The organism is Agromyces albus (assembly GCF_030815405.1).
GTDB lineage: Bacteria > Actinomycetota > Actinomycetes > Actinomycetales > Microbacteriaceae > Agromyces > Agromyces albus_A.
The window spans coordinates 3,284,498-3,308,212 of sequence record NZ_JAUSWX010000001.1; the positions used below are offsets into that span (position 1 = coordinate 3,284,498).

Here is a 23,715-nt window from a genome sequence, read left to right on the forward strand (position 1 = left end):
CTCTCGCCCGAGAGGGTATGCACATCGGCGGGTCTGCGTAGGGCGAACACTCACGCTCTCGGGTAAGGTGCGCGTTCACTGCGATCCTAATCGCGAGTGCTGCTCATCTTCTGCCGCCAGTTGTGGGGTCATGTCGCTCGGCGATGTCCATCGGCCACGCCACCGACGCACGTCAGAACGTGACGATGAGGCCGAGCGAGACGGTACCGGTGGTGGCGAGTCTCGCCGCGGCGAGCCCGTAGCCCTGCGCGCCGTAGAGGATGCTCAGCCCGTCGGCGGGGAGGAGTCCATCGACGGTGCACTCGATGCGCGACGGACCGGCGGGCAGCAGGAGCACCAGGCACACGTTCTCGCCGTCGACCGTGCGAGTCAGGAAGGCCGCCGGACCGTCGACGCGAGTGGCGAGCAGACGCACCGATTCGGGGTCGATCGCGTCGTCGACGCTCGCGACCCGCGCCGACTCGTCGGCCAGGGGCAGCCGGTCGAACAGTGGCAGCAGATCGGTCTCTTCGAGCGGCGTTCCGGGTTCCTCCGCTGGCGAGGCGCTGACCGTCGGAGCGGCGGAGTCCACCGCGACGCGGTGGCCGGCGGTCCAGCCGAGGGCGGCGCCGAACAGGAGGCCGATGCCACCCGCTGCGGCCGTCCAGCGCACGAGCCGTCCGCGCCCGGAGGTGACATCATCCGGCGGCCCTGCGCCGGCGTCGCCCTCGGTCTCGTCGGCCTCGCCAGCGCCCTCGCCAGTGCCCGGGCCGTCGGCGTCGCCGCGGTCACCAACTCCACCCGCGCGTCCCGCCTCATCGCGGTCGCCCCCACGCACCGCGATTTCGTCGAGCTCGGCTACGGCCCGGGCACGCTCGGCATCCGTCGCGTCGGCGCCATATGCGATGCGCTGCAACGCGCGGACTCGGCCTTCACTGGCATCCATCCGGCCCCCCTTTGCGGGCTTCTGGCCAGCATGCAACACGGTTCGCCCGGCTGCAAGCGGCAACATCACCGCCAAGGCGCCTTCGACATCTCGGCCCGAGCTCGATCCACATTCGCGGCTAGAATCGCCGTATGGAAACGCACCTGCGGGAACCATCGTGAAGCAGTTCCGCATCAGCGAAGCGGCAGCGCTCCTCGGCGTGAGCGACGACACGGTGCGCCGATGGGCCGATCAGGGTCGCCTCCACGTCACTCGCGGCCCGAACGGCATGCAGGTCGTCGACGGCTCCGACCTGCTCCCCCTCATGGAGGACCTCGCAGCGGGCAGCGCCCTCGCCGAGGCGTTCCCGCTCGCCAGTGCCTCGGCGCGAAACAGATTCGTGGGGCTCGTCATCCGTGTCCAGCGCGACGGCGTGATGGCGCAGGTCGATCTGCAGGCCGGCCCGTTCCGCATCGTCTCGCTCATGAGCCGTGAAGCCGCCGACGCGCTCGGCCTCGAGCCCGGCATGCTCGCCGCTGCGAGTGCCAAGGCGACCACGGTCTCGATCGAGCTGCCACCTGGTGCGGATACATGAGCCGGATGCCGAGACGGATGCCCCGCCACGTCGTCGCGATCGCGCTCGCGACGCTGCTCGGGGTCACCGTCACCGCATGCGCCTCACCCTCCGATGGCGGGTCGCCCGGTGCGTCGCCGTCCGCCGAGGTGGGTTCGACCACACCAGCGGGCGTGGACGCCACGACCGTCACCGTCTTCGCTGCAGCTTCACTCACCGATGCCTTCGATGAGCTCGCCTCGCGGTTCGAGCTGGAGCATCCGAGCGCCGACATCGTGATCAACTACGGCGGCAGCGCGGCCCTCGCCCGGCAGGTCGTCGAGGGAGCCCCGGCCGATGTGTTCGCCTCGGCCGCCGAGGAGCCCATGCAGGCACTCGTCGACGCCGGCCTCGCGGCCGGCCCGGTCGTGTTCGCGACGAACACCATGCAACTCGTCGTGCCTGCCGGGAACCCCGCCGGCGTCGCCGGCCTCGACGATCTCGGGCGCCCCGAGCTCACGGTGGCCCTGTGCGATGAGTCCGTTCCGTGCGGGGCTGCGTCCGCCGAGCTTCTCGAGCGGCAATCGGTCACGGCGGCGCCCGACACACTCGAGTCCGACGTTCGGGCCGTGCTCACCAAGGTGTCGCTCGGCGAGGTCGACGCCGGCCTCGTGTACCGCACCGACGTGCTCGCGGCGGGCGACGCGGTCGAGGGCATCGAGGTGACCGGTGCGGCATCCGTCGTGAATCGCTACCCGATCATCGTGCTGACGGATGCCGCCGCCGCACGGTTCGCCAATGAATTCGTCGAGTTCGTCGCCGGCGCCGAGGGCCGCGCCGTGATGGCCGAGGCCGGATTCGGGGCGCCGTAGATGGCGGCGCCGACGACGCGAGTGAGCGGCCGATTGGCGTGGCCGGTGATCGCACTTGCCGGGCTCGGTCTCGCGCTGCTCGTGCTGCCGCTTGCCGGGCTCGTGGTGCGCGCTCCGTGGGCCGAGCTGCCCGAGCTCCTTGCGCGCCGATCGGTGCTCGAGGCGCTGTTGCTCTCGTTCGGCACCGCGCTCGCCTCGACCGCGGTCTGCCTCGTGCTGGGTGTGCCGCTCGCGGCGGTGCTCGCGCGGGCGGCCGACTGGCCGACGGTGCCGCGCCGGCTGTTGCGCGCGGCGGTCACCGTTCCCCTGGTGCTGCCGCCGGTCGTCGGCGGCATCGCCTTGCTCCTCCTGCTCGGGCGACGCGGTCTCATCGGTGCGGTGCTCGACGACTGGTTCGGGGTGACGGTACCGTTCACGACGGGCGCCGTGGTGCTCGCGCAGGTCTTCGTGGCCTTGCCGTTCCTCGTGTTCGCGGTCGAGGGGGCGCTGCGCTCCACCGACCGCCGCACGGAGCTCGCCGCGGCCACACTGGGCGCTTCGCGCTGGCAGGTGTTCCGGTTCGTCACGCTGCCCCTCGTGGCACCGGGCGTGGCCGCGGGCGCGGTGCTCTGCTTCAGCCGCGCGCTCGGCGAGTTCGGCGCGACGATCACCTTCGCGGGTTCCCTGCCCGGAGTCACGCGCACGTTGCCGATCGCGAGCTATCTCGCGATGCAGTCCGACCCCGATGAGGCGATCGCGCTGGCGCTGCTCCTGCTTGCGGTATCGATCGGCGTGTTGCTCGGGCTGCGCGATCGTTGGCTTCCCGGAGTGCGCGGATGATGCCCTCGCAACAACCCGCGCCGTTGCCGGCGCCACAGCCGGCCGGGCGGCCCGCGCTGCACGCCGATGTCACCGTCGTGCGCGGCGAGACGCGTATCAGTGCCGCGTTCGAAGTGGCGCCGGGGCATCCGCTCGCCGTCATCGGGCCGAACGGGGCCGGCAAGTCGAGTCTGCTCGCCGCGATCGCCGGCCTCGTGCCGCTCGAGTCGGGCCGTGTCGCCGTGGGCGGGCGAGTGCTGCACCGCGGCGTTCCGCCCGAACGGCGGCGCATCGGTGTGGTGTTCCAGGACTACGTGCTCTTCCCGCACCTCACGGTGCGTGACAACGTCGCGTTCGCGACCCGGATGCGGCACTCGCGCGCGAACGCGCGGGCGGCCGCCGAGCCCTGGCTTGAACGCTACGGGCTCCTCGACCTCGCCGACCGCCTGCCTGCGGAGCTCTCTGGTGGGCAGGCGCAGCGCGTCGCCCTCGCTCGCGCCCTCGCGGCCGAGCCCGAGGTGCTGCTGCTCGATGAGCCGATGTCGGCGCTCGACGTCGAGGTGCGGGCCGACATGCGCGCCGAGCTCGCGACGCACGTGCGCGAGTTCGGCGGCGCGACCGTGCTCGTCACGCACAGCCCAGCGGATGCCGCGGCACTCGCGGACTCCGTGCTCGTGCTCGAGTCGGGGCGGGTCACCCAGCGTGGCACCCTCGATGAGCTCCGTGCGACGCCCGCGACGCCCTATGTGGAGCGCATGCTCTCGGGATCGGTGGAGTGAGCTTGGGGGTGGCCGGCTCATGCTGCGGTCGCCCAAGGCGGCTCGATCTCGTTGGCCGACGCACTCGGTGCGCCCGCCGGTGCACTATTCGTCGCACTCGTCGAGGCGGTCTCCGATGCGGGTTGCCTGGCATCCGCTGGTGGGCTCGGTGGCGCGCTCCGTTCGGCGTTGACTTGTGATCCGCTTATCGGCGCGAATGGGTGGGTGGGGGTGGTGTGGTGTTCGCGGCCGGCTGGTGAGGTCCAGCGGATGTCGCCGCCGGGTGTTTGGGTCATTTTCCAGTTGGTGTGGTGTTTGAGGCGGTGGTGTTTTCGGCAGAGGTGGGCGAGGTTGTCGTGGCGGGTGGGTCCGCCGGTGGCCCAGTCGGTGGTGTGGTCGAGGTCGGCGCGGTGGGCGCGGCGGGAACAGCCCGGGAAGCGGCAGCTGCCGTCGCGGATCCGGAGGTAGCCGGCGAGGTCGGCGGGGACCCGGTAGCTGGTGCGGCCGTAGGAGAGGTATGCGCCGGTCTCGGGGTGGGTGAGGATGCGGTGGAATGAGGGTGCGTGTGCGGCGAGTCGGCGGGCGGTGTCGTCGTCGATCGGGCCGTGTCCGTCGAGTTCGGCGGGCTGGTCGGTGTGGCCGAGGAGGGTGAGCGCCGGGACGGTGACGTAGATCTTCGGGGTGACCACCCCGAGCGGCGGTGCGTCTGTTGTGGCGCGGCCGAGGAGCAGGTCGGCGGCGAGGTCGAGGCTGAGCTGAGCGCGGGTGCGCGAATCGGATGCCCCGGAAGCGGAATCGGAAGCGGAGCCGGGGCCAGGGCCAGAGGCGGGTGCCCTGCCTGCGGCATCGGCGCGCTGTTGTGCGTCGGCGAGGGCGTCGAGGTGGGCCATGATCGCGATGCCGCGCTCGGCCTCGAGGAACAGGCTGAGCCAGCCCATGCCGTCTTCGGCCGGTTCGAAACACACCCGCCGCTCGTCTCGGGCACGGCGCTGCCGGTCGGCGAGCGGTTCGGGGTGGATCCGCTCGCAACCGGCGGATGCGGCGGCGGAACGCCGACGGCGTCTCCTGCGGTGCCCGCTCGAGCGCGGCCGCCTCGAACTGCCCGGCCCGCTCGGCGGGGATGGTGCTCACGATCTCGAGCAACGACCGGACCCGGCCGACGCAGATCACCCCGCCCGCAAGTGCATCGAGCGTCGCCGGGAACCTGCCGGTCAACAGGCGCGCGTCGGCGATCAGCCGCCCCGCCGTGGCCTCGTGCACCACCAGGGCCGTTCCGAGCTCGGCGACGAACGCGCGCGTCGCGAACTCCCGATCGACGAACGGCGAGGCATCCGTCACCCCCTCGACCTCAGCGGCAAGCGCCCGCGCCGACTCGATGCGCCGGAACTGCTCGGCCTGCGCCGCCCGGATCACCCGATCGAGCTCAACGATCCGCGACAACTCGGCATCAAGCGCCGCCTGCGGTGAGGGCGCCGAAGAGGTGGTCATGAGACAACCCAACCACCACCCACCGACATTCCAACGACAACAGAATGGCTGATCAGGGGATGAATACCGGTGGATAGATCGCCGCGAAGACCACCTGTGGAGGACAAGTGAAGCGCCGCGCGCCACCTGTGGATAACTGCCACCACAGCCCACCGGTGGACGACAACTACACCGCGCTATGACCGCGGCGTGTCCACCCGCACCGACACCGGTTCGGCGTCGGCGAGCTCCCGCCACGAATCGATCTCGAAGGTGAACTCGGCGACGGCGCACGTCGGCATCTCGTGGATCTCATCCGAGAACTGGTGCGCGAGCAACGCGGTCTCGGGGTTGTGCCCCACCACGGCAACGCACGCGACATCGCTGCCGAGCTCGCCGACAACCTGGAGCACTTCGTCGGCGGATGCCGCGTAGAGCCGCTCGTCGGTCTTGATGCGAGTCGCCCCGAAGCCGAGGGCATCCGCAAAGAGCTTGGCCGTCGCGCGCGCCCGCAATGCGGTGCTCGAGAGGATCACATCGGGCACAAGCCCACGTTCGGCGAGCCGCCGGCCCATCATGGGCGCATCCCGAAGACCGCGGTCATTCAGCGGACGGTCATGGTCGGAAACACCGAAGTGATCCCAGCTCGACTTGGCGTGACGAATCAGCAAGAGCGTCTTCATGCGCCGAGTCTGCCACTGTCGCGAGCGCGCCGCGCGGCTCTGCACAACGCACTGACGCCACCGGCCGTGCTCCCAGACCCAAACCCAAACCCCGCACAACCTCAGCGCAACGCAAGTCCCGCCGCGAACTCGAGCACGCAGAGCGCTGCGAGGCGCACGGTGCGGCCATCGGGCACGTCGGCCGTCGCGTCGATCTCGACGAGGTCGGCGGTGCGAATGCGGTCATCGGATGCCGCGGCACGCACGAGTGCCCGCAGCTCCCACGCGGCGAGACCTCCCGGAACCGACGCGGGGCAGCCGGGCGCGACCGAACGGTCGCACACGTCGACGTCGACATCGAGGTGAATGGGCCCGCCGGCGCCCCCGGCGATCTCGATCGCCTCGGCCATGACCTCGCCGAGGTCGCGGCCGTGCAGCTCGTCGCGGTGGATCACCGTGATCCCGAGCTCGGCGGCACGACGAGCGTAGGCGACCGAATTCGCGAAGTCGGCGATGCCGATCTGCACGATTCGCGCCGGATCGAGGCCGGCTTCGACGAGACGGCGCACCGGCGATCCGTTCGAGACGCCGTCGCGCAGGTCGTAGTGGGCGTCGATCGTCACGAGCCCGGCCGTTCCGAGCTCGTCGCCCCACGCGCCGAGGGCGGTCGCGACCGTCACCGAGTTGTCGCCGCCGAGCGCGATGAGGGTGCGCGCCCGGTCGAGCGCGCCGGCGACGGACGCCATCGTGCGTGCCTCGCCCTCGGGGCTGTCGGGCTCGTCGACGTCGCCCGCGTCGGCAAACCGCAGGGCGCCGAGGTCGACGGGCGCGCCGCGGCGAGCGCCGCCCGACCCGCCCGAGCCGCGCGGGTCGCCCGAGTCGGGCGACCCGCGCCGATCCGGCATGACCGCCGGGCTGTACCGCCGCAGCGCCGCGCGAACGGCGGCCGGAGTGGCATGCGCATTCGTCGGCGACAACGAGGTGCGCCACGCGGGCACTCCGAGCAGCGCGAGATCGACGCGTTCGCCGGCCCCGAGATCCGCAAGCGTCGGCCAGTCGCCGGCCTGTGGCCAGAGTGGATCGCGCGCGCGGGTCTGTTCAGCCATGCCTTGACGCTAACAATGACGGATGCCGCGAGCCGAGGCATCCGCTCGCCGTGGTGTCTGGCATTTCGGATGTCGCAGCGAGCAGCGCCGCGTCATTCACGCGGCGGCGGCGGTGACGTCTCATCGAGCGCCCGTACCACCTCGCGGTACTGGTCGGGCGTGATGTCGCCGCGCACGAGCCGGTCCTCGAGGATCGCGCGCGCGCTGCCCGGATGGGTTCCCGGGCCACCGTGCGAACCGGCCGTGAACGATCTCACGACGAGCAGGATGAGTGCCGCGAGGATGAGGAGCGCGAGGAAGATCCCGACCCAGGCGAGTCCCACGCCATAACCATGACCACCGATGAACATGGATGCACCCCCTCCGATGCAACGCAGGGCGCGAACGCGGCCCTGCTCTCATGCTACTCGCGGGCCTGCGAGCCGCCGTGGGCTTGCGCGAGCGGCGCTCAGCTGCGCAGCGCGGCGAGGAGTTCCCGCTCGCGGGCGGCACTCAGGCCGGCGCCGCGTTCGCGCTCGAGGCCTTCGCGGCGCTCCCACTCGAGGAGCTCGGTGAGCAGCTCGTCGACGGGGCGCAGCAGGAGGCCCGCCTCGAGCGCGGCTCGATTCGAGCGGTCGAGGAAGGCGTTCCACTCGGGATCGAGGATCCAGAGCGGCAGCGACTCGGGGCCCGACCACTCGGCCACCCCCTGGTCGGCGAGCCACTCGGGCGGCGCGGTGACGACCTCGCCCTCGTGACCGCCGATCCGCCGGGCGAGATCGAGCCACTGGCCGAACGTGAGCCGCTGCCCGACGGCGTTGAACGCGCCGGTCAGCCCACCTTCGATGGAATCGAGCGTGAAGCGCACGAGGTCGTCGACATGGATCGCCTGCACGGATGCCTCGAGGATGTCGGGAACGAGCATCGCCTCGTCGTCGCGCGCCGCACGGGCGACCCAGTACCCGCTCCGCCCCGACGCATCACCGGGCCCGGCGATGAGCCCCGGCCGGATCACGAGGAGCCGCTCGCCGAGCGCATCGCGATACGCCTGCTCGATCGCCGACTTCGCCTCGCCGTAGGTCTCGGGGGTCGACTCGTCGGACTCGAGCGGCGGCATGAGCTCCGCGGTCTCGTCGGCGCCAGGTTCGTTCTGGGCCGCATACACGTTGCCCGACGAGATGAACGTCCAGTGCGCCGCGTGCGGCGCGAGCTCAGCTGCAGCGCTCCGCGCGAAGCCGGGCTGGCGCGTGACGTCGATGACGGCGTCCCACTCGTGGCGCGCGACCTCGTCGTATGCCCCGGGCAGCGACCGATCGCTTCGCACGAACACGGCACCGGCGGGAACGTCGCCGGCCTCGCCGCGCGCAAGGCACGTCACCCGGTGACCGCGGTCGATCGCCGCCTTCGCGAGTTCGCGTCCGAGCCATTGCGTTCCACCGAGGATGAGCAGGTCCATCCCGTCATCACACCACGGCAGCGCAGGCGGCACGCAGGTGTTCACCGACCGCGAACGGCGGCGGCAGCAGCGGCAGCGGCAGCGGCAGAACGGATGCCGCACGCGCTGCGCGCGTCGTTCTCCGATGGGAACAAGATCCGTGGGTTCGGAGTTACACCGTGACAGGGATACCCCAGAGGGGTATATTCGCAGGGAAGGGCAACGGAGGAAGATCGATGAGCACGACTCGCGACGGCAGGCACGAGCACGACGACCACACCGGGCACGCAGGGCACGTTGAACACGCCGGGGTGCACAAGCACGAAGAGCACGCGGGGCACGCCGGGCACGAGATGCACGTGGGTCACGACGGGCACGCGGGGCACGACATGCACGCCGGGCACGACGGACACGACATGCACGCCGGTCAAGACATGCACGCCGGCCACGACATGCACGCCGGCCACGACATGCACGCCGGACACGGCGGCCATGGCGACCACGTCGGCCAGTTCCGCCGCCTCTTCTGGATCATGCTCGTCATCGCGATCCCGACGATCGGGTTCAGCCCGATGTTCGCCGACCTCATCGGTTACGAGCTGCCCGAGGGCGGCTTCGTGCGCTGGATCTCGCCGGTGCTCGGCACGGTCCTGTACTTCTGGGGCGGCCGGCCGTTCCTCACGGGCATGTGGTCGGAGCTCAAGGCGCGGCAGCCCGGCATGATGCTCCTCATCGGCCTCGCGATCACGGTCGCGTACTTCGCCTCGCTCGGCGCGAGCCTCATGCTGCTCAGCCACGAGCTCGACTTCTGGTGGGAGCTCGCCCTCCTGATCGTCATCATGCTGCTCGGGCACTGGCTCGAGATGAAGTCGATCGCACAGGCATCCTCGGCGCTCGACGCACTCGCCGCGCTGCTGCCCGACGAGGCCGAGCGGGTGACGGATGCCGCAGACGGCTCCAGCACCGTCGAGATCGTCTCGCCCGCCGACCTCTCGCTCGGCGACGTCGTGATCGTGCGTCCGGGCGGCCGGGTGCCGGCCGACGGCGAGGTCATCGACGGCACGGCTGCGGTCGACGAGTCGATGATCACCGGTGAGTCCATCGCCGTGATCCGCGGCCCCGGCGACCACGTCGTCGCCGGCACCGTCGCCACCGACACCGCGATCCGGGTGCGCGTCGACGCCGTCGGCGACGACACCGCGCTCGCCGGCATCCAGCGCCTCGTCGCCCGGGCGCAGGCCTCGAGCTCGCGCGCGCAGCGCCTCGCCGATCGCGCCGCGGGCTGGCTCTTCTGGTTCGCGCTCGCCGCCGCCGTCATCACGGCGACCGTCTGGACGCTCCTCGGCAACCCCGATGACGCCGTCGTGCGCACCATCACGGTGCTCGTGATCGCGTGCCCCCACGCCCTCGGCCTCGCGATCCCGCTCGTCGTGTCGATCGCGACCGAGCGTGCGGCCCGGGGCGGCGTGCTCGTGACCGACCGTCTCGCCCTCGAGACGATGCGCACGGTCGACGCGGTCCTCTTCGACAAGACGGGCACCCTCACGAAGGGCGAGCCGGCGGTCGTGGATGTCGCCGCCGCGCCGGGCTTCACGATCGATGAGGTGTTCGCACAGGCCGGCGGCGCCGAGGCCGATTCGGAGCATCCGCTCGCGAAGGCGATCGTCGCCGAGGCGCACCGACGCGTGTCTCACGTCCACCCCGCGTCCGACTTCACGGCATCGCCCGCACTCGGGGTGCGCGCGATCGCACACGGCCGCGTCGTCGAGGTCGGCGGCCCCAGGTTGCTCGCCCGTGACGGGATCGAGCCGCTCGAGGCATCCGTGGCCTGGAGCGAAGCCGGCCAGACCGTGCTGCACGTGCTCGTCGACGGCGACGTGGTCGGAGCCATCGCCCTGGCCGACGAGATCCGCCCCGAGTCGCGCGAGGCCGTCGACGCGCTGCACGCGCTCGGCGTGCAGGTCGTGATGATCACGGGCGACGCCGAACCCGTCGCTCGCACGGTCGCCGAGGAGCTCGGCATCGACCGCGTCTACGCGGGTGTGCGGCCCGAGGACAAGTCGGCGAAGGTGCAGGAGCTCCAGGCAGAGGGCCTCTCGGTCGCGATGGTCGGCGACGGCGTGAACGACGCGCCCGCGCTCGCACAGGCCGACGTGGGCATTGCGATCGGAGCGGGCACGGATGTCGCGATCGCCTCAGCCGGCGTGATCCTCGCGTCGTCCGACCCGCGTTCGGTGATCTCGGTGATCGAGCTCTCGCGCGCGAGCTACCGCAAGATGCAGCAGAACCTGTGGTGGGCCGGCGGCTACAACCTCGTATCGGTGCCGCTCGCCGCGGGCGTGCTCGCCGGCATCGGGTTCGTGCTGCCGATGTCGGTCGGCGCGCTGCTCATGTCGTTCTCGACGATCGTCGTCGCGCTCAACGCGCAACTGCTGCGCCGGCTCGACCTGCGCCCCGAGGCGTCGACGCGAGCGGTGCTCGAGCGCAGCGGCACGGAGCAGGAGCGGGTTCCCGTCGCCGCGCGCTGAGGCTCGCCTCGGCGAGCCCGGCAAGTCGGCGAGTTGCCAGTTGTGGCCGCCTCCCTGCGTGGGAAGCGGCCACAACTGGCATTCGGTGCCGAGGCGGTCAGGCCACGACCTCGTAGCCGGCTTCCGAGACGGCGGCCTCCACGGCCGCGTCATCGAGCGGAACCGAGCTCTGCAGGGTGACCGTCGAGACTCCGCCGACGTTGAGTGCGACATCGACGCCGTCGACGCCGTCGAGGGCGGTGAGCTCCTCGGTCACATGCCGCACGCAGCTCGAGCACGTCATGCCCATGACGCCGAACTCGGCCCGATAGGCGGATGCCGCGGCATCCGTGCGCACCTCGATCGACACGCCCTGCGAATCGGTGGCGCAGCACGAGCAGGCCTCGGTCGCGAGCGTCAGTTCGGTGCGGCCTTCGGGGATGAGGGTCATCGCGGGTCCTTTCGTCGAAATCCTGGTCAACCATACCCCACTGGGGTATGGATGCCGCAATCGCGACCTCGTGCACGCGGACGCGACATCCGTGATAGGCAGGAGGGCATGGGCAGGATCACCGCGAGGACGCGGGTCACGCGGGTCACGGTCGGCGGCACGGTTTCCCGACGCGAAGACCTGCTCGCGGTCGAGGAGCCGCTCGAGCTGCGCGTCGGCGGAACGCCGCTCGCGGTGACGATGCGCACGCCCGGCCACGACGTCGACCTCGCCGTCGGCTTCCTGCTCTCCGAAGGCGTGATCGTGCGCGGCGACCAGGTCGCGGCGGCCATCCACTGCGCCGGGCCCGATGGCGTGAACACCTACAACGTGCTCGACCTCACGCTCGCGCCGGATGTTCCGAACCCGGATGCCTCGATCCAGCGCAGCTTCTTCATGACGAGTTCGTGCGGCGTCTGCGGCAAGGCGAGCATCGACGCCGTCCGCACTCGCTCGGCCTACCCGATCGACGACGACCTGCGCGTCGACCCGGCCCTGCTCATCACCCTCCCCGAGCAGCTGCGGGCCGGGCAGGAGGTCTTCGAGAAGACCGGCGGACTGCACGCCGCTGCGCTCTTCGACGGCAGCACCGGCGAGCTCCTCGTGCTCCGGGAGGACGTGGGTCGCCACAACGCGGTCGACAAGGTCATCGGCTGGGCGGAACGGGAGGGGCGGCTTCCCTTGCGCGGGATGGTGCTCCAGGTGTCGGGGCGGGCGAGCTTCGAGCTGACGCAGAAGGCGTCGATGGCGGGCATCCCGGTGCTCGCGGCCGTATCAGCACCCTCGTCGCTCGCGGTCGAGCACGCAAAGGATGCCGGACTGACGCTCGTGGGCTTCCTCCGCGGCGAGTCGATGGTGATCTACGCGGGCGCGGAGCGCATTCTCGTGGAACAGCAGACCGTGGAGCAGCAGACCGTGGAGCAGCACTGACGTGACCGACCCGACGATCGAACCGACCGACCCACCCAGCCCCTACCCCGACCTCGAGGTCCACCCCGCCAAGCAGTGGGCGGTGGGCGTGCCCGGGATCCTGCACTCGATGGAGCCGGCGCTCGCGAAGATGGGTCCCGCCCGCACGGCCCGGCTCGCGCTCGCGATCAACCAGAAGGACGGCTTCGACTGCATGAGCTGCGCGTGGCCCGATCCGGGTCACCGCAACGTGCTCGAGTTCTGCGAGAACGGCATGAAGGCCACGACGTGGGAGGCCACGCCCATCACCGTGCCCCGGTCGTTCTGGGCGGAGCATCCGATCAGCTCGCTGGCCGACAAGGGCGAGTACTGGCTCGGCCGGCAGGGCCGTCTCACCGAGCCCGTGGTCAAGCGTGCCGGATCCGACCACTACGAGCCGATCTCGTGGCACGAGGCGTTCCGCCTGATCGCGGAGCGCCTGAAGGCACTCGACTCGCCAGACCGCGCCGCGTTCTACACGAGCGGCCGCACCTCGAACGAGGCGGCGTTCCTCTACCAGGTGTTCGTGCGCGCCTTCGGCACGAACAACCTGCCCGACTGCTCGAACATGTGCCACGAGTCCACCGGCACCGCGCTCACGGCGACCATCGGCATCGGTAAGTCGACGGTGGCCTACGACGACTTCGCGAAGGCCGATCTCGTCATCGTGATGGGCCAGAACCCCGGCACGAACCACCCGCGCATGCTGACGGCGCTCGAGGAGACGAAGCGCAACGGTGGCAGGGTCGTCTCGGTGAACGTGCTCCCCGAGGCGGGGCTCATCCGCTACAAGAATCCGCAGAAGGTGCGCGGCATCCTCGGCAAGGGCACCGAGATCGCCGACCGGTTCCTCCAGATCCGGGCCGGCGGCGACATGGCGCTGCTGCAGGCGGTCTCGCAGCGCGTGCTCGCGGCCGAGGACGCCGCGCCGGGCACCGTGCTCGACCACGACTTCCTCGCCGCGCACACCGTCGGGCTCGACGAGTTCCGCATCCACCTCGCCGGCCTCGACGAGGGGGCCGTGCTCGCGGCCACCGGGCTCGCCTCGCAAGAGATCGACGACCTGGCCGGCGAGTACCTCGCGGCCGACCGGGTGATCATCACGTGGGCGATGGGCCTCACGCAGCAGAAGAAGGCCGTCGCCACCATCAGGGAGATCGTCAACCTCCTGCTGCTCCGCGGCAACATCGGCAAGCCGGGCGCGGGCGCCTCGCCCATCCGCGGCCACAGCAACGTGCAGGGCGACCGAACGATGGGCATCTGGGAGCGGATGCCAGAGCGGTTCCTCTCGGCGCTCGAGCAGGAGTTCCGCTTCCCGGTGCCGCGTCGGCACGGTGCCGACGCCCTGCAGACGGTCCACGGACTGCGCGACGGCGAGATCGAGGTGTTCTTCGCGATGGGCGGCAACTTCGTGGGCGCCATCTCCGACACCGCGGTCGCGGAGGCGGCGATGCGCGGCGCGAAGCTCACGGTGCAGGTGTCGACCAAGCTCAATCGCTCGCACGTCGTGACGGGCGAGGAGGCGCTCATCCTGCCGACGCTGGGTCGCACCGAGATCGACCTCCAGCAGGGGCATCCGCAATTCGTGTCCGTTGAAGACAGCGTGTGCGCCGTGCATGCGAGCCACGGCGCGCTACCGCCGGTCGCGCCGGGCCTGCTGTCGGAGATCGCGATCGTCTGCCGGCTGGCGTCGGCGACGCTCGGCGACCGGCACGAGATCCCGTGGCGGGAGTTCGAGGCCGACTACGACCTGATCCGCGATCGCATCTCGCGAGTCGTGCCGGGTTTCGAGTCGTTCAACGCCGACGTGCGGCGCAAGGACGGATTCATCCTCCCGAACGGCCCGCGCGACGAGCGCCGGTTCGACACCCCGGCGGGCAAGGCGATCATCACGGTCAACGAGCTCGAGCACCTCGAGCGGCCGCCGGGCCGGCTGATCCTGCAGACGCTCCGATCGCACGACCAGTTCAACACGACGATCTACAGCCTCAACGACCGGTACCGCGGCATCAAGAAGGGCCGCGACGTCGTCTTCGTCAACCCCGACGACCTGGCCGAGCTCGGGCTCCACGACGGACAGCGCGTCGACGTGGTCAGCGAGTGGCCGGGCCAGCCCGACCGGGTGCTGCCCAACCAGCGCATCGTCGCGTACCCGACGGCGCGGGGGTGCGCGGCGGCGTACTACCCCGAGGCGAACGTGCTCGTGCCGCTCGAGAGCGCCGCGGAGGAGAGCAACACACCGGTTTCGAAGGCGGTGATCGTGCGCCTCGAAGTCGGCCATGTGCGAAGCCCACGCTCGTGAAAACATGGCCGGAGAAAAAGTTCGAGACGGATGTCGATCCGGCCCTCGCCCGTTCGACGCCAGAGTGAGGCGGGCACTTCGGCCCCCTCCCCACAAAGGAGAACGACCATGAAGTACATGCTGATCATGCGGGCCACCGACGCAGCCGTCGAGGCGTACGAGGAGATCGACTTCAACGAGGTCATCGCGGCGATGGGCGCCTACAACGAGTCGCTCATCAAGGCGGGCGTGCTGCTCGCGGGCGAGGGCCTCGCCGACGCCAAGGAGGGCTTCGTCGTCGACTTCGACTCCACCCCGCCCGTCGTCACCGACGGCCCCTACGGCGAGACGAAGGAGCTCTTCAACGGCTTCTGGATCATCCAGGCCTCGAGCCCCGAAGAGGCCGCCGAGTGGGCCAAGCGCTGCCCCCTCGGCCCGGGAGCGAAGCTCGAGGTCCGTCGCGTCCACGAGCTCGAGGACTTCCCCCAAGACAACGAGTGGATCCAGAAGGAAGCCGGCTGGCGCGAAGAGGCCGAGGGTCGGCTCGCGGCACCGAGCGGTGAAGCGAACGCCTGAATGAACGAATCGGATGCCGCGGGCGCGATCGGCCAGGCGAATGACGCCGCCGATCGCGCCCGGCGCGCCGTCGCAGCCGTGTGGCGCATCGAGTCGGCCCGCATCGTCGCGACGCTCACGCGCTTCGTCGGAGACGTCGGCCAGGCCGAGGACCTCGCACAGGAGGCGCTCGTCGAGGCCCTGCGGCAATGGCCCGACGAGGGCGTGCCGAACAACCCGGGCGCATGGCTCACGGCCGTGGCCAAGCGCCGGGCGATCGACGGATGGCGCCGCCGCGAGCGGCTCGACGAGCGATACGCCGCCCTGGCCCGCGACCTCGAACAGCACGAGGGCGACGACACCTTCTGGGACCCCGACACGATCGACGACGACATCCTGCGCCTCATCTTCGTGTCGTGCCACCCGGTGCTCTCGCGTGAGGCACAGATCGCGCTGACCCTCCGCATCGTCGGCGGCCTCTCGAGCGAGGAGATCGCCCGCGCGTTCCTCGTGCCGACCGCGACGATCCAGCAGCGCATCGTGCGCGCCAAGAAGACCCTCGCCGCGGCGAAGGTGCCGTTCGAGGTGCCCGAGCCGAACGAGTACGCCGAGCGGCTGGCGTCCGTGCTGCAGGTGCTGTACCTGATCTTCAACGAGGGCTACCTGCCGGCAACGGGCGAGGCCTGGGTGCGACCCGACATCTCGGCCGAGGCCCTTCGGCTCGCCCGCATGGTCGCGAGCCTCATGCCGCGCGAGCCCGAGGCGCAATCGCTCGTCGCCCTCATGGAGTTCACCGCGTCGCGCTTCGCGGCCCGCACCAAGCGCGACGGCACTCCGATCCCCCTCGACGAGCAGGACCGCTCCCGCTGGGACCGCTCGCAGATCGCCCGCGGTCGCGAGGCGCTCGCCCGAGCCGACCGGATCGGCCGGGGCCGCGGCGCCTACGGACTGCAGGCGGCGATCGCCGAGTGCCATGCCGTCGCGGCATCCGTCGACGACACCGACTGGGCCCGCATCGTGTTGCTCTACGAGGCACTCGGACAGCTCGCGCCGTCGCCCGTCGTCGAACTGAACCGCTCGGTCGCGGTCGCCATGTCGACGGGGCCGGCGTCGGCGCTCCGCATCGTCGACGCGCTCGTCGCCGGTGGCAGGCTCGCCGGGTATGCGCCGCTGCCCGCGGTGCGCGGCGAGTTGCTCGCGCGCCTCGGTCGCGCCGGCGAGGCCCGTCTCGAGCTCGAGGCCGCCGCGCGACTCACCGGAAACGAGCGCGAGCGCGAGGCGCTCCTCGCGAAGGCGGCCGCGCTCCCGCGCTAGGCGCCGGCGCCGCGGCGCTGTGCAGCACGACGTTCACGCCCGCCCTCGACGAGGCTGTAGAGCACGGGCAGCACGATGAGCGTGAGCGCCGTCGACGAGACGAGCCCGCCGATCACGACGAGCGCGAGCGGCTGCGAGATGAAACCGCCGGTGCCCGTGATGCCGAGTGCCATCGGCAGGAGCGCGAAGATCGTCGCGAGCGCGGTCATGAGGATCGGCCGCAGTCGACGGGATGCGCCGTGCACCAGGGCGTCGCGCACCGGCATGCCCCGATCGCGGTACTGGTTCACGAGGTCGACGAGCACGATCGCGTTCGTCACCACGATGCCCACGAGCATGAGCACACCGACGAGCGAGGCGACGCCGAGCGGGATGCCCGTGGCGACCTGCAGCGCGATCGCACCCGTTGCCGCGAACGGCACCGAGACGAGCAGCAGGAGCGGCTGCAGGAGCGAGCGGAACGTCGCGACCATCACGATGTACACGATGAGGATCGCCGCGAGCAGTGCGAGCCCGAGCTGCGAGAACGACTCGGCCTGGTCGGCGGAGACACCGCCGATCGAGGCGGTCGCTCCGGCGGGCAGGTCGGCGGCGGCGATCGCAGCCGACACCTCGGCGCTCGCGGTGCCGAGGTCGTCGTCGTCGGGCGTGGCCGAGATGGTGGCGCTGCGCAGGCTCTGCACGGTCGTGACGGATGACGGGCCGTCGACCTCCGCGACCGTCGCGAGCGAATCGAGCGACACGAGCCCTTCCGGCGTCGGCACCTCGAGCGCCGACAGCTCCCCGACCGTGGTTGGCGGGTCGTCGCTCGCGAGGTAGATCGTGAGCGTCTTCTCGTCGATCACCACCGAACCCGACGATTGCGGTTGCATCGCGGCCGAGACCAGGCCGCCGAGCGCGACCTCGCTGTAGCCCGCGGCGGCTGCGTCGTCACGGTGCACCTCGATGGCGATGTAGCGCCGCGACTCCGACAGGTTCGACGCGGTCTGCGCGAGCGAGTCGAGTTCGTCGAGTTCTTCCTCCACGGCCGCGGTCGCCGACTGGAGGTCCTCGGCGTTCGACGCGGTGACATCGACCTCGATGTCGGTCGAGGCGCCGAAGCCGCTCGACGCGGTGAGCGTCACGTCGCCGATGTCGTCGAGCGCGTCGAGCTCGCCCCGAACCGACGCCTGCAGCGCCTCCTGGTCGGCGCTCTCGTCTGTGGTGACCGAGTAGGTGATGGAGCTCGCCCCGCCGCCGAAGGCCGCCGCGAGGCCGCGACCGCTCGAGCCGATCGAGGTCTGCACGGTCTCGACGCCATCGGTGCCGCGAATGGCCTGCTCCACCGATCGGGAGGCGTCGTCGAGGGCCTCGAGGCTCGTGCCGACCGGCAGCTCCTGCGAGACCCGGAAGGTGTTCTGCCCTGACGAGCCGAGGAAGTTCGTCTTCATGAACGGCAGGAGCGCGATCGTGCCGCCGAGGATCAGCACGGCGACGATGATCGTCACGACTCCGTGCCGCAGGGTCCACGCGATGATCGGCAGGTAGCCGCGCTGCAGGCGCGACGGGTGCTCGAGCTCGTCGACCGCCGGCGTCCGTGTCGCGGCGGGCCGCGACCCCGCGGGCTTCGCCGGCACCTTGAGGCGTGGGTTCCCGTCGGGGTCCCGAAGGGCGGGGGCGAGCCACACGTCGTCGACGAACGCCGCAGCGGCGACATCCGCCTCATCCTCTTCGTGCTTGTGGAGTTTCGCGGGCTTCAGGAACCAGTACGCGAGCACGGGCACGATCGTGAGCGAGACGAGCAGCGAGGCGAGCAGCGCGATCGTCACCGTGAGCGAGAACGGCCGGAACAGCTCCCCCGTGACGCCCTCGACGAGGGCGATGGGCAGGAACACGGCGACGGTCGTGATCGTCGACGCCGTGATCGCGCCCGCGACCTCACGCACCGCGTGCACGATCGTCGACACCTTGTCGACACCCTCGACGAGATGGCGCTTGATGTTCTCGATGACGACGATCGAGTCGTCGACCACACGCCCGATCGCGATCGTGAGCGCGCCGAGGGTCAGGATGTTGAGGGTGTAGTCGGCGGCCTGCAGGCCGATGAACGTGATGAGCACCGACGTCGGAATCGAGATCGCCGTCACGAGGGTCGCCCGCACCGACAGCAGGAACACGAGGATCACGATCACCGCGAACAGCAGCCCGAGCATTCCCTCGGTCGCGAGCGACTCGATCGACTGCTCGATGTAGGGCGCCTGGTCGAAGACGACCGTGAAGGTCGCGCCGGGATTGGTGGTGTCGAGCCCCGCCTCGAGGTCGGGCAGCAGCGCACGCACGGCGTGCGACACCTCGACCGTGTTGGCAGCGGGCAGCTTCGTGACGGCGATCGTCAGGGCGGGCTCGCCGTTCACGCGAGAGATGCTCGTGACCGGGTTGTCGGTGAGGTCGACGGATGCCACGTCGGCGATCGTCGCCGCCACGGGCACGGTCACCGTGGCGGGGTCGGCGTCGGGGTCGGCGTCGGGGTCGCCCTCCGCGACGCCCTCCGCGGCATCCGGAACCTCCTGCTGCTCGGTCGCACCGAGCACCGGTAGGGCGGCGATGTCCTCGACGCTCTCGAGCACGGCGCCGGACTGCACGGCGAACGTCGTGTCGCCCTCGCTGATCGCGCCGGCGGGCACGAGCAGCCCGTTCTGCGCCAGCGCGTCGCGGATCGACTGCTCGGTGATGCTGCGCGCGGCGAGTGCCTCGGGATTCGGGGTGATCGTGACCCGTTGCCCGACGTCGCCGACGAGGGTCGCGTCACGCACGCCATCGAGGTCGCGGAGCTCGCCGAGGGTCGTGCGATCGATCTCGTCGGAGAGCGCGCTCACATCGTCGGCGCCCGTGACGGCGACCTGGATGACGGGGAAGTCGTCGAGGCTGAGGGCGAGCACCTGGGGGTCGACGTCGTCGGGCAACTCGCCCGCGATGCGGTTCACCGACGAGAGCAGCTTCTGCTCGGCGAACGCCAGGTCGGTGCCGTAGGTGAAGCTCGCGATGACGCGCGAGAGGCCGGTGGAGCTCGTCGTCGAGGTCGACTCGAGTCCGGTGATGCCCTGGATCGCGGTCTCGATCGGGGTCGACACGTCGGTGTTCACGACGTCGGGCGACGCGCCGGGATACGACGTGACGATCGAGAGCTGCGGGAACTCGATCGACGGCGCCAGCTCCTGCTTGAGGCTCGAGAGCGAGATCCCACCGAAGATCGCGACGACGACGGTGATCAGGGCGATGAGCGCGCGGTTCTTCATGCTGAGCGCGGCAAGCAGGTGCATTGCACGATTCTCGCAGTCTGAAGGATCGTCATGTTACGGAACAGTGGGTCCCCCCTTCTGGGGGGATAGACGGCCCGGAGAAACGCGAGGTAGTGTGCCAAACGACAACCCGGGGGTCTTGTGGAGGTATCCAAGGCGCAAGCTGAACGGCGAATGCCGGTGCTTCGTCTTGCCCTCATGGCCACCGGGTTCTCGGTCGCCTGGCTCGCCGTGAGCCTCTTCGCGAGCTCCTCGAGCGCCTCGGCCGACGAGCAGGATCGCAACGGCCTCCTCGGAACCGTCGGCTCGGTGCTCGGCGGCGTCACGACCACCGTCGGCAACACGCTCGGCGGCGTCGTCGGCACGGCGCCGGCCGCGCCGGCTCCTGCACCTGCCCCTGCCCCGGCGCCTGCTCCTGCACCTGCTCCTGTCGCGCCTCCCGCGCCCGTCCCGGCACCCGCAGCACCCGCGCCCGTGGCTGCTGTCGCGCCCGTCGTCGGCGGCGTGACGGATGTCGCGAACAGCACGATCTCCGGCGCCAACATCGCCGTCGGAACGCTCGTGAACGGTCTCACCGCGACGGTCTCCGACCTCGCCGGCGATACGGTCAGCGGCATCGTCACTCCCGTCACCGGACTCGTCGACGGCGTCGTCGGCAGCCTCCCGATCGTGGGCGGAATCCTCGGCGACAACACGCTCGGCGGTGTGCTCGGCCCGGTCACCGGTGTCGTCGACGACACCCTCGGCACGGTCGTCGGCGGCGCCGTCGGAACGATCGGCGAGTTGCCCACCGACGGCACCGGACTGCTTCCCACGCCTCCCGATCTCCCATTCCTGCCGGGCTCTCCCGGCGAAGTGCTTCCGGCGTCGCCCGTCAATCCACCCGGCAGTCCACCGGGCACGACGCTGCCCGGTGCGCCGCCCGGAACCACGGCCGACTCGCTCGGCTCCCTCGGAACGTTCACCCCGTCTTCGGGGCCTTCCAGCACGACACCCGCCGGTTACGGCGCTCCATCAGGCGGCGACCTGCCGCCTGTGAGCATGCCCGGCGCACCTGCACGCTCCTCCGGTTCCGCCGGCGCCGGCTCGCCCGGCACCGCGGGGCATCCGGCGCTTCCGACGGGGCCCTCGCCGCGCTCGAACTCGACGCGCTCGCGTCGCTGGTGTTGACTCCGGTCGACGACGAGCTGCCGTCGTCACCGGTCTACGACACCGACTCCTCACCTGACTGACGGGGACCGCCCCGCCTCCCCGAAGGCGGACACGGTCAACGCTCCCGCCCGGGAGCGACGAAACCCATCAGTCAGGAGACTTACCCATGAAACGATTTGCTCTGAGGGCGCTCTACGCGACCCTCTTCGCCGGGGGGCTCACGCTCCTCGGAGCCGGCGTCGCACACGCCTCGGACACGAGCGGCGACGACGGCATCCTGTCGGGATCCCAAGCGGGAATCTCGATCGAACTCCCGGTCACGGTCAGCGGCAACGCGATCTCCCTCCTCGGGGACTCGTCGTCGTCGGATGCCGCGACCGTAGTCGACAACGGCGGTGCCGCTGCACCCGTCGCCGCCGCCACCCCAGCCGAACCCGTCGCCGTCACCTCCGGTGACGACGGCGTCGCTTCGGGTACGCAGGCGCTCGTCGACGTGTCGGTTCCGGTCACCGTGGGCGGCAACGCCATCTCGGTCATCGGCGACAGCTCGTCGAGCGACGCGGGCACCGCGGTCGCTCCGGCGGCATCCGGCCAGGAGGCGGGCGCGGCTGAGACCAGCGGCTCCGACTCGCTGCTCGGCGGCACGCAGGGCCTCGTCAACGTGTCGGTTCCGGTCACCGTGGGCGGCAACGCCATCTCGGTCATCGGCGACTCGTCGAGCGAGGGCGCAGGCACGGCCGTTGCACCCGGCGCAGATTCGGGCTCAGGTGACGCAAGCAGCGCGTCGACCTCGGGCGAGGACGGCATCGCCGGCGGCACCCAGGTGGTCGGCGGCATCGGCGCACCCGTCACGGTCGGCGGCAACGCCGTCTCGGTCATCGGCGACAGCAACAGCAGCGGCGCCGACACCGCAGTGGCATCCGGCGGCTCGGGTGACGCAGGCAACGCGTCGACCTCGGGTGAAGACGGCATCGCCGGCGGCACCCAGGCGATCATCGGCGGCAATGTTCCGGTGACGGTCGGCGGCAACGCCATCTCGGGCATCGGCGACTCGACGACCGACGGCGCAACGACCCAGGTCGCCTCCGGCGGCTCGGGCGGCGGCGACGCCACCACCTCCGGCGAGGACGGGATCGCCGGTGGCACGCAAGTGCTGCCGTCGCTCGGTCTCCCGGTGACGGTCGGCGGCAACGCGATCTCGGGAATCGGCGACAGCGAGTCGACGGATGCCGAAACGGTGGTGGCCACACGAACCGGGGGCGGTTCGGCCACAACGGATGGATCGGGCGGGCTGCTCGGAGGAACACAGCTCGTACCCGTACTGTCCGTGCCCATCACCATCGGCGGCAACGCCATCTCAGTGATCGGCGACAGTTCGACCGACGGCCCGACGACGACCGTGAATCCCACGGACCCCACGGATCCCACGGACCCGACCGATCCCACGGACCCGACAGACCCGACGGACCCCACGGATCCCACGGACCCGACCGATCCCACGGACCCCACGGATCCCACGGACCCGACGGACCCGGCGACGCCGGGTGATCGCGGCAGCGCCTCCTCGGTGGCATCAGGCACCACGACCCCGGTAGCGGCCAAGACCCTCGCCGCCACGGGCACCGACCTCACGGGTCTCGGTGTGGCAGCCCTCGCGCTGTTCGCCGGGCTCCTGCTCGTCGGCTTCCGCCGGTTCGCAGTGCGCCGGTAAATCACGGTGAGCTCCGGCGCCGCCCCTGACGGGCGGTGCCGGAGCACCCCGCGGCACTCACTGCCCCCTCAAGCTCCGCGGCGCCCCCAGGGCGGCACGGTAGGTCGCCAGAAACCCCTCTGGCGGCCGGTCGGGGCGGTGGCAGTCCCCCCGCCGCCGCTCCGCCTCACCTCATCAATACCCTCGCGGAGAGCCCCAGAGGCGTCGGGACGAAGGTCCACGGGCGAACGTTACGTCGCTGGTCGCCCCTGCGGCACCCCGGCCGCCGGCAGGAGGACCCCGTCGATGAGCGAGACGAAGAACTCGCGGTCGACCGGCTTGCGCAGGACCAGCGTGCGAAAGGCCGCCATTGCGGGCATCAGGATCGCGAGCGTCTCGACGTCGCACTCGGGCGAGATCTCGCCGCGTCGGATGGCGCGCTCGAGCAGCATCCGGTTGATTGCCGCCCGCGGCTCGACGATGGCGGCGTTCGCGGCCTCGGCGAGTTCGGGCGTGCTCGAGAGCATCCCCACGAGGCCGGCCATCACCTGCATCTTCTTCGAGGCCTCTTCGACCGAGCGCGGCTTGATCAGCGCAACCAGATCGCCACGCAGGCTACCGGTGTCGGGCAGCGACTCCGGCGTCAGGTCGGCCGCCTTCATGCAGGCGACGGCTTCGAGCACGAGGTCGGCCTTCGACGGCCAGCGCCGGTACAGGGTCGCCTTGCCGGCTTTCGCGCGCGCGGCCACCATGTCGATGGTCATGCCGTCGAAGCCCGTCTCGGCGAGCACGTCGATGGCTGCGGCGAGGATCTCGGGGTCACGCGTGTGGTCGCGCTTGCGCCCGAGCCGGGGAGCCGCATCGATCGCACCGTGAGTGGCGTCGATCGCGTCGGCAGCGGAAGCGATGGAATCGTGCTGCGTCATCGCGGCGTCTCCGTCTCTCGCAAGTGGTCGTGTTGCTGTC

General features: G+C 70.9%; 21 protein-coding genes. 12 read left to right on the plus strand and 9 right to left on the minus strand.

Annotation, left to right across the window (positions count from 1 at the left end; all coding sequences use genetic code 11):
* Window positions 1–172: 172 nt before the first annotated feature.
* A complete protein-coding gene (locus tag QFZ29_RS15515) occupies window positions 173–925 on the minus strand; it encodes a hypothetical protein (protein ID WP_306894941.1) in 753 nt (250 codons plus the stop codon).
* A 157-nt stretch (window positions 926–1,082) separates the two neighbouring features.
* Here QFZ29_RS15515 and QFZ29_RS15520 point away from each other — a divergent pair, with 157 nt between their 5' ends.
* Genes QFZ29_RS15520 through QFZ29_RS15535 form a run of 4 tightly spaced genes read left to right on the plus strand, consistent with a single transcriptional unit; the run spans window position 1,083 to window position 3,906 of the window.
* A complete protein-coding gene (locus tag QFZ29_RS15520; protein ID WP_306894942.1) occupies window positions 1,083–1,499 on the plus strand; it encodes a TOBE domain-containing protein in 417 nt (138 codons plus the stop codon).
* A gap of 17 nt (window positions 1,500–1,516) precedes the next feature.
* Window positions 1,517–2,329: a molybdate ABC transporter substrate-binding protein gene (gene modA, locus QFZ29_RS15525; protein ID WP_306894943.1), complete on the plus strand. Its 813-nt coding sequence runs from the start codon at window positions 1,517–1,519 to the stop codon at window positions 2,327–2,329.
* 45 nt (window positions 2,330–2,374) lie between these two features.
* On the plus strand, window positions 2,375–3,148 hold the full coding sequence (locus QFZ29_RS15530; RefSeq protein ID WP_306894944.1) for an ABC transporter permease: 774 nt from the start codon (window positions 2,375–2,377) through the stop codon (window positions 3,146–3,148).
* Entirely contained in the window at window positions 3,145–3,906 is a 762-nt protein-coding gene (locus tag QFZ29_RS15535) for a sulfate/molybdate ABC transporter ATP-binding protein (protein ID WP_306894945.1), read from the plus strand. Before QFZ29_RS15530 ends, QFZ29_RS15535 begins: the two co-directional genes overlap by 4 nt.
* A gap of 17 nt (window positions 3,907–3,923) precedes the next feature.
* Here the strand turns inward: QFZ29_RS15535 and QFZ29_RS15540 are convergent, their stop codons facing one another.
* Window positions 3,924–4,904, minus strand: coding sequence for a DUF222 domain-containing protein (locus QFZ29_RS15540; RefSeq protein WP_444876256.1), 981 nt, complete (start codon window positions 4,902–4,904; stop codon window positions 3,924–3,926).
* Between the two features lie 235 nt (window positions 4,905–5,139).
* Between QFZ29_RS15540 and QFZ29_RS15545 the strand changes: the two genes are divergently transcribed.
* Entirely contained in the window at window positions 5,140–5,352 is a 213-nt protein-coding gene (locus QFZ29_RS15545) for a hypothetical protein (protein WP_306894946.1), read from the plus strand.
* A 197-nt stretch (window positions 5,353–5,549) separates the two neighbouring features.
* Here QFZ29_RS15545 and QFZ29_RS15550 read toward each other — a convergent pair whose 3' ends face one another.
* The 4 genes from QFZ29_RS15550 to QFZ29_RS15565 form a co-directional block, all read right to left on the minus strand.
* On the minus strand, window positions 5,550–6,035 hold the full coding sequence (locus QFZ29_RS15550; RefSeq protein ID WP_306894947.1) for a SixA phosphatase family protein: 486 nt from the start codon (window positions 6,033–6,035) through the stop codon (window positions 5,550–5,552).
* A gap of 101 nt (window positions 6,036–6,136) precedes the next feature.
* Entirely contained in the window at window positions 6,137–7,120 is a 984-nt protein-coding gene (locus tag QFZ29_RS15555) for an arginase family protein (protein ID WP_306894948.1), read from the minus strand.
* A 92-nt stretch (window positions 7,121–7,212) separates the two neighbouring features.
* Entirely contained in the window at window positions 7,213–7,470 is a 258-nt protein-coding gene (locus tag QFZ29_RS15560; protein ID WP_306894949.1) for an SHOCT domain-containing protein, read from the minus strand.
* 98 nt (window positions 7,471–7,568) lie between these two features.
* Window positions 7,569–8,555, minus strand: a complete 987-nt coding sequence (locus QFZ29_RS15565; protein WP_306894950.1) for an NAD-dependent epimerase/dehydratase family protein — start codon at window positions 8,553–8,555, stop codon at window positions 7,569–7,571.
* Between the two features lie 215 nt (window positions 8,556–8,770).
* Between QFZ29_RS15565 and QFZ29_RS15570 the strand changes: the two genes are divergently transcribed.
* The gene (locus QFZ29_RS15570; RefSeq protein ID WP_373426223.1) at window positions 8,771–11,062 is read left to right on the plus strand and encodes a copper-translocating P-type ATPase; all 2,292 of its coding nucleotides are present in this window, start codon (window positions 8,771–8,773) and stop codon (window positions 11,060–11,062) included.
* Window positions 11,063–11,159: 97 nt separating this feature from the next.
* Here QFZ29_RS15570 and QFZ29_RS15575 read toward each other — a convergent pair whose 3' ends face one another.
* Window positions 11,160–11,492, minus strand: coding sequence for a heavy-metal-associated domain-containing protein (locus QFZ29_RS15575; RefSeq protein WP_306894951.1), 333 nt, complete (start codon window positions 11,490–11,492; stop codon window positions 11,160–11,162).
* Window positions 11,493–11,600: 108 nt separating this feature from the next.
* Here QFZ29_RS15575 and fdhD point away from each other — a divergent pair, with 108 nt between their 5' ends.
* The 4 genes from fdhD to QFZ29_RS15595 all read left to right on the plus strand — a co-directional run bounded on the left by fdhD (window position 11,601) and on the right by QFZ29_RS15595 (window position 16,629).
* Entirely contained in the window at window positions 11,601–12,461 is an 861-nt protein-coding gene (gene fdhD / locus QFZ29_RS15580; protein WP_306894952.1) for a formate dehydrogenase accessory sulfurtransferase FdhD, read from the plus strand.
* Window position 12,462: 1 nt separating this feature from the next.
* Window positions 12,463–14,781, plus strand: coding sequence for an FdhF/YdeP family oxidoreductase (locus QFZ29_RS15585; RefSeq protein ID WP_306894953.1), 2,319 nt, complete (start codon window positions 12,463–12,465; stop codon window positions 14,779–14,781).
* Between the two features lie 108 nt (window positions 14,782–14,889).
* Window positions 14,890–15,336: a YciI family protein gene (locus tag QFZ29_RS15590; RefSeq protein WP_306894954.1), complete on the plus strand. Its 447-nt coding sequence runs from the start codon at window positions 14,890–14,892 to the stop codon at window positions 15,334–15,336.
* Entirely contained in the window at window positions 15,337–16,629 is a 1,293-nt protein-coding gene (locus QFZ29_RS15595; protein WP_306894955.1) for an RNA polymerase sigma factor, read from the plus strand. It begins immediately after the preceding gene.
* Here the strand turns inward: QFZ29_RS15595 and QFZ29_RS15600 are convergent.
* Window positions 16,626–19,928: an efflux RND transporter permease subunit gene (locus QFZ29_RS15600; protein WP_306894956.1), complete on the minus strand. Its 3,303-nt coding sequence runs from the start codon at window positions 19,926–19,928 to the stop codon at window positions 16,626–16,628. The two genes, QFZ29_RS15595 and QFZ29_RS15600, sit on opposite strands and share 4 nt — an antisense overlap.
* Before the next feature lie 159 nt (window positions 19,929–20,087).
* Here QFZ29_RS15600 and QFZ29_RS15605 point away from each other — a divergent pair, with 159 nt between their 5' ends.
* A complete protein-coding gene (locus tag QFZ29_RS15605) occupies window positions 20,088–21,077 on the plus strand; it encodes a hypothetical protein (protein ID WP_306894957.1) in 990 nt (329 codons plus the stop codon).
* Between the two features lie 148 nt (window positions 21,078–21,225).
* Window positions 21,226–22,770: a beta strand repeat-containing protein gene (locus QFZ29_RS15610; protein ID WP_306894958.1), complete on the plus strand. Its 1,545-nt coding sequence runs from the start codon at window positions 21,226–21,228 to the stop codon at window positions 22,768–22,770.
* Window positions 22,771–23,000: 230 nt separating this feature from the next.
* On the opposite strand, the gene QFZ29_RS15615 is transcribed toward QFZ29_RS15610, so the two are convergent.
* Window positions 23,001–23,675 (minus strand): TetR/AcrR family transcriptional regulator, encoded by a 675-nt coding sequence (locus QFZ29_RS15615; RefSeq protein ID WP_306894959.1) that lies wholly within the window; start codon window positions 23,673–23,675, stop codon window positions 23,001–23,003.
* Window positions 23,676–23,715: the final 40 nt, after the last annotated feature.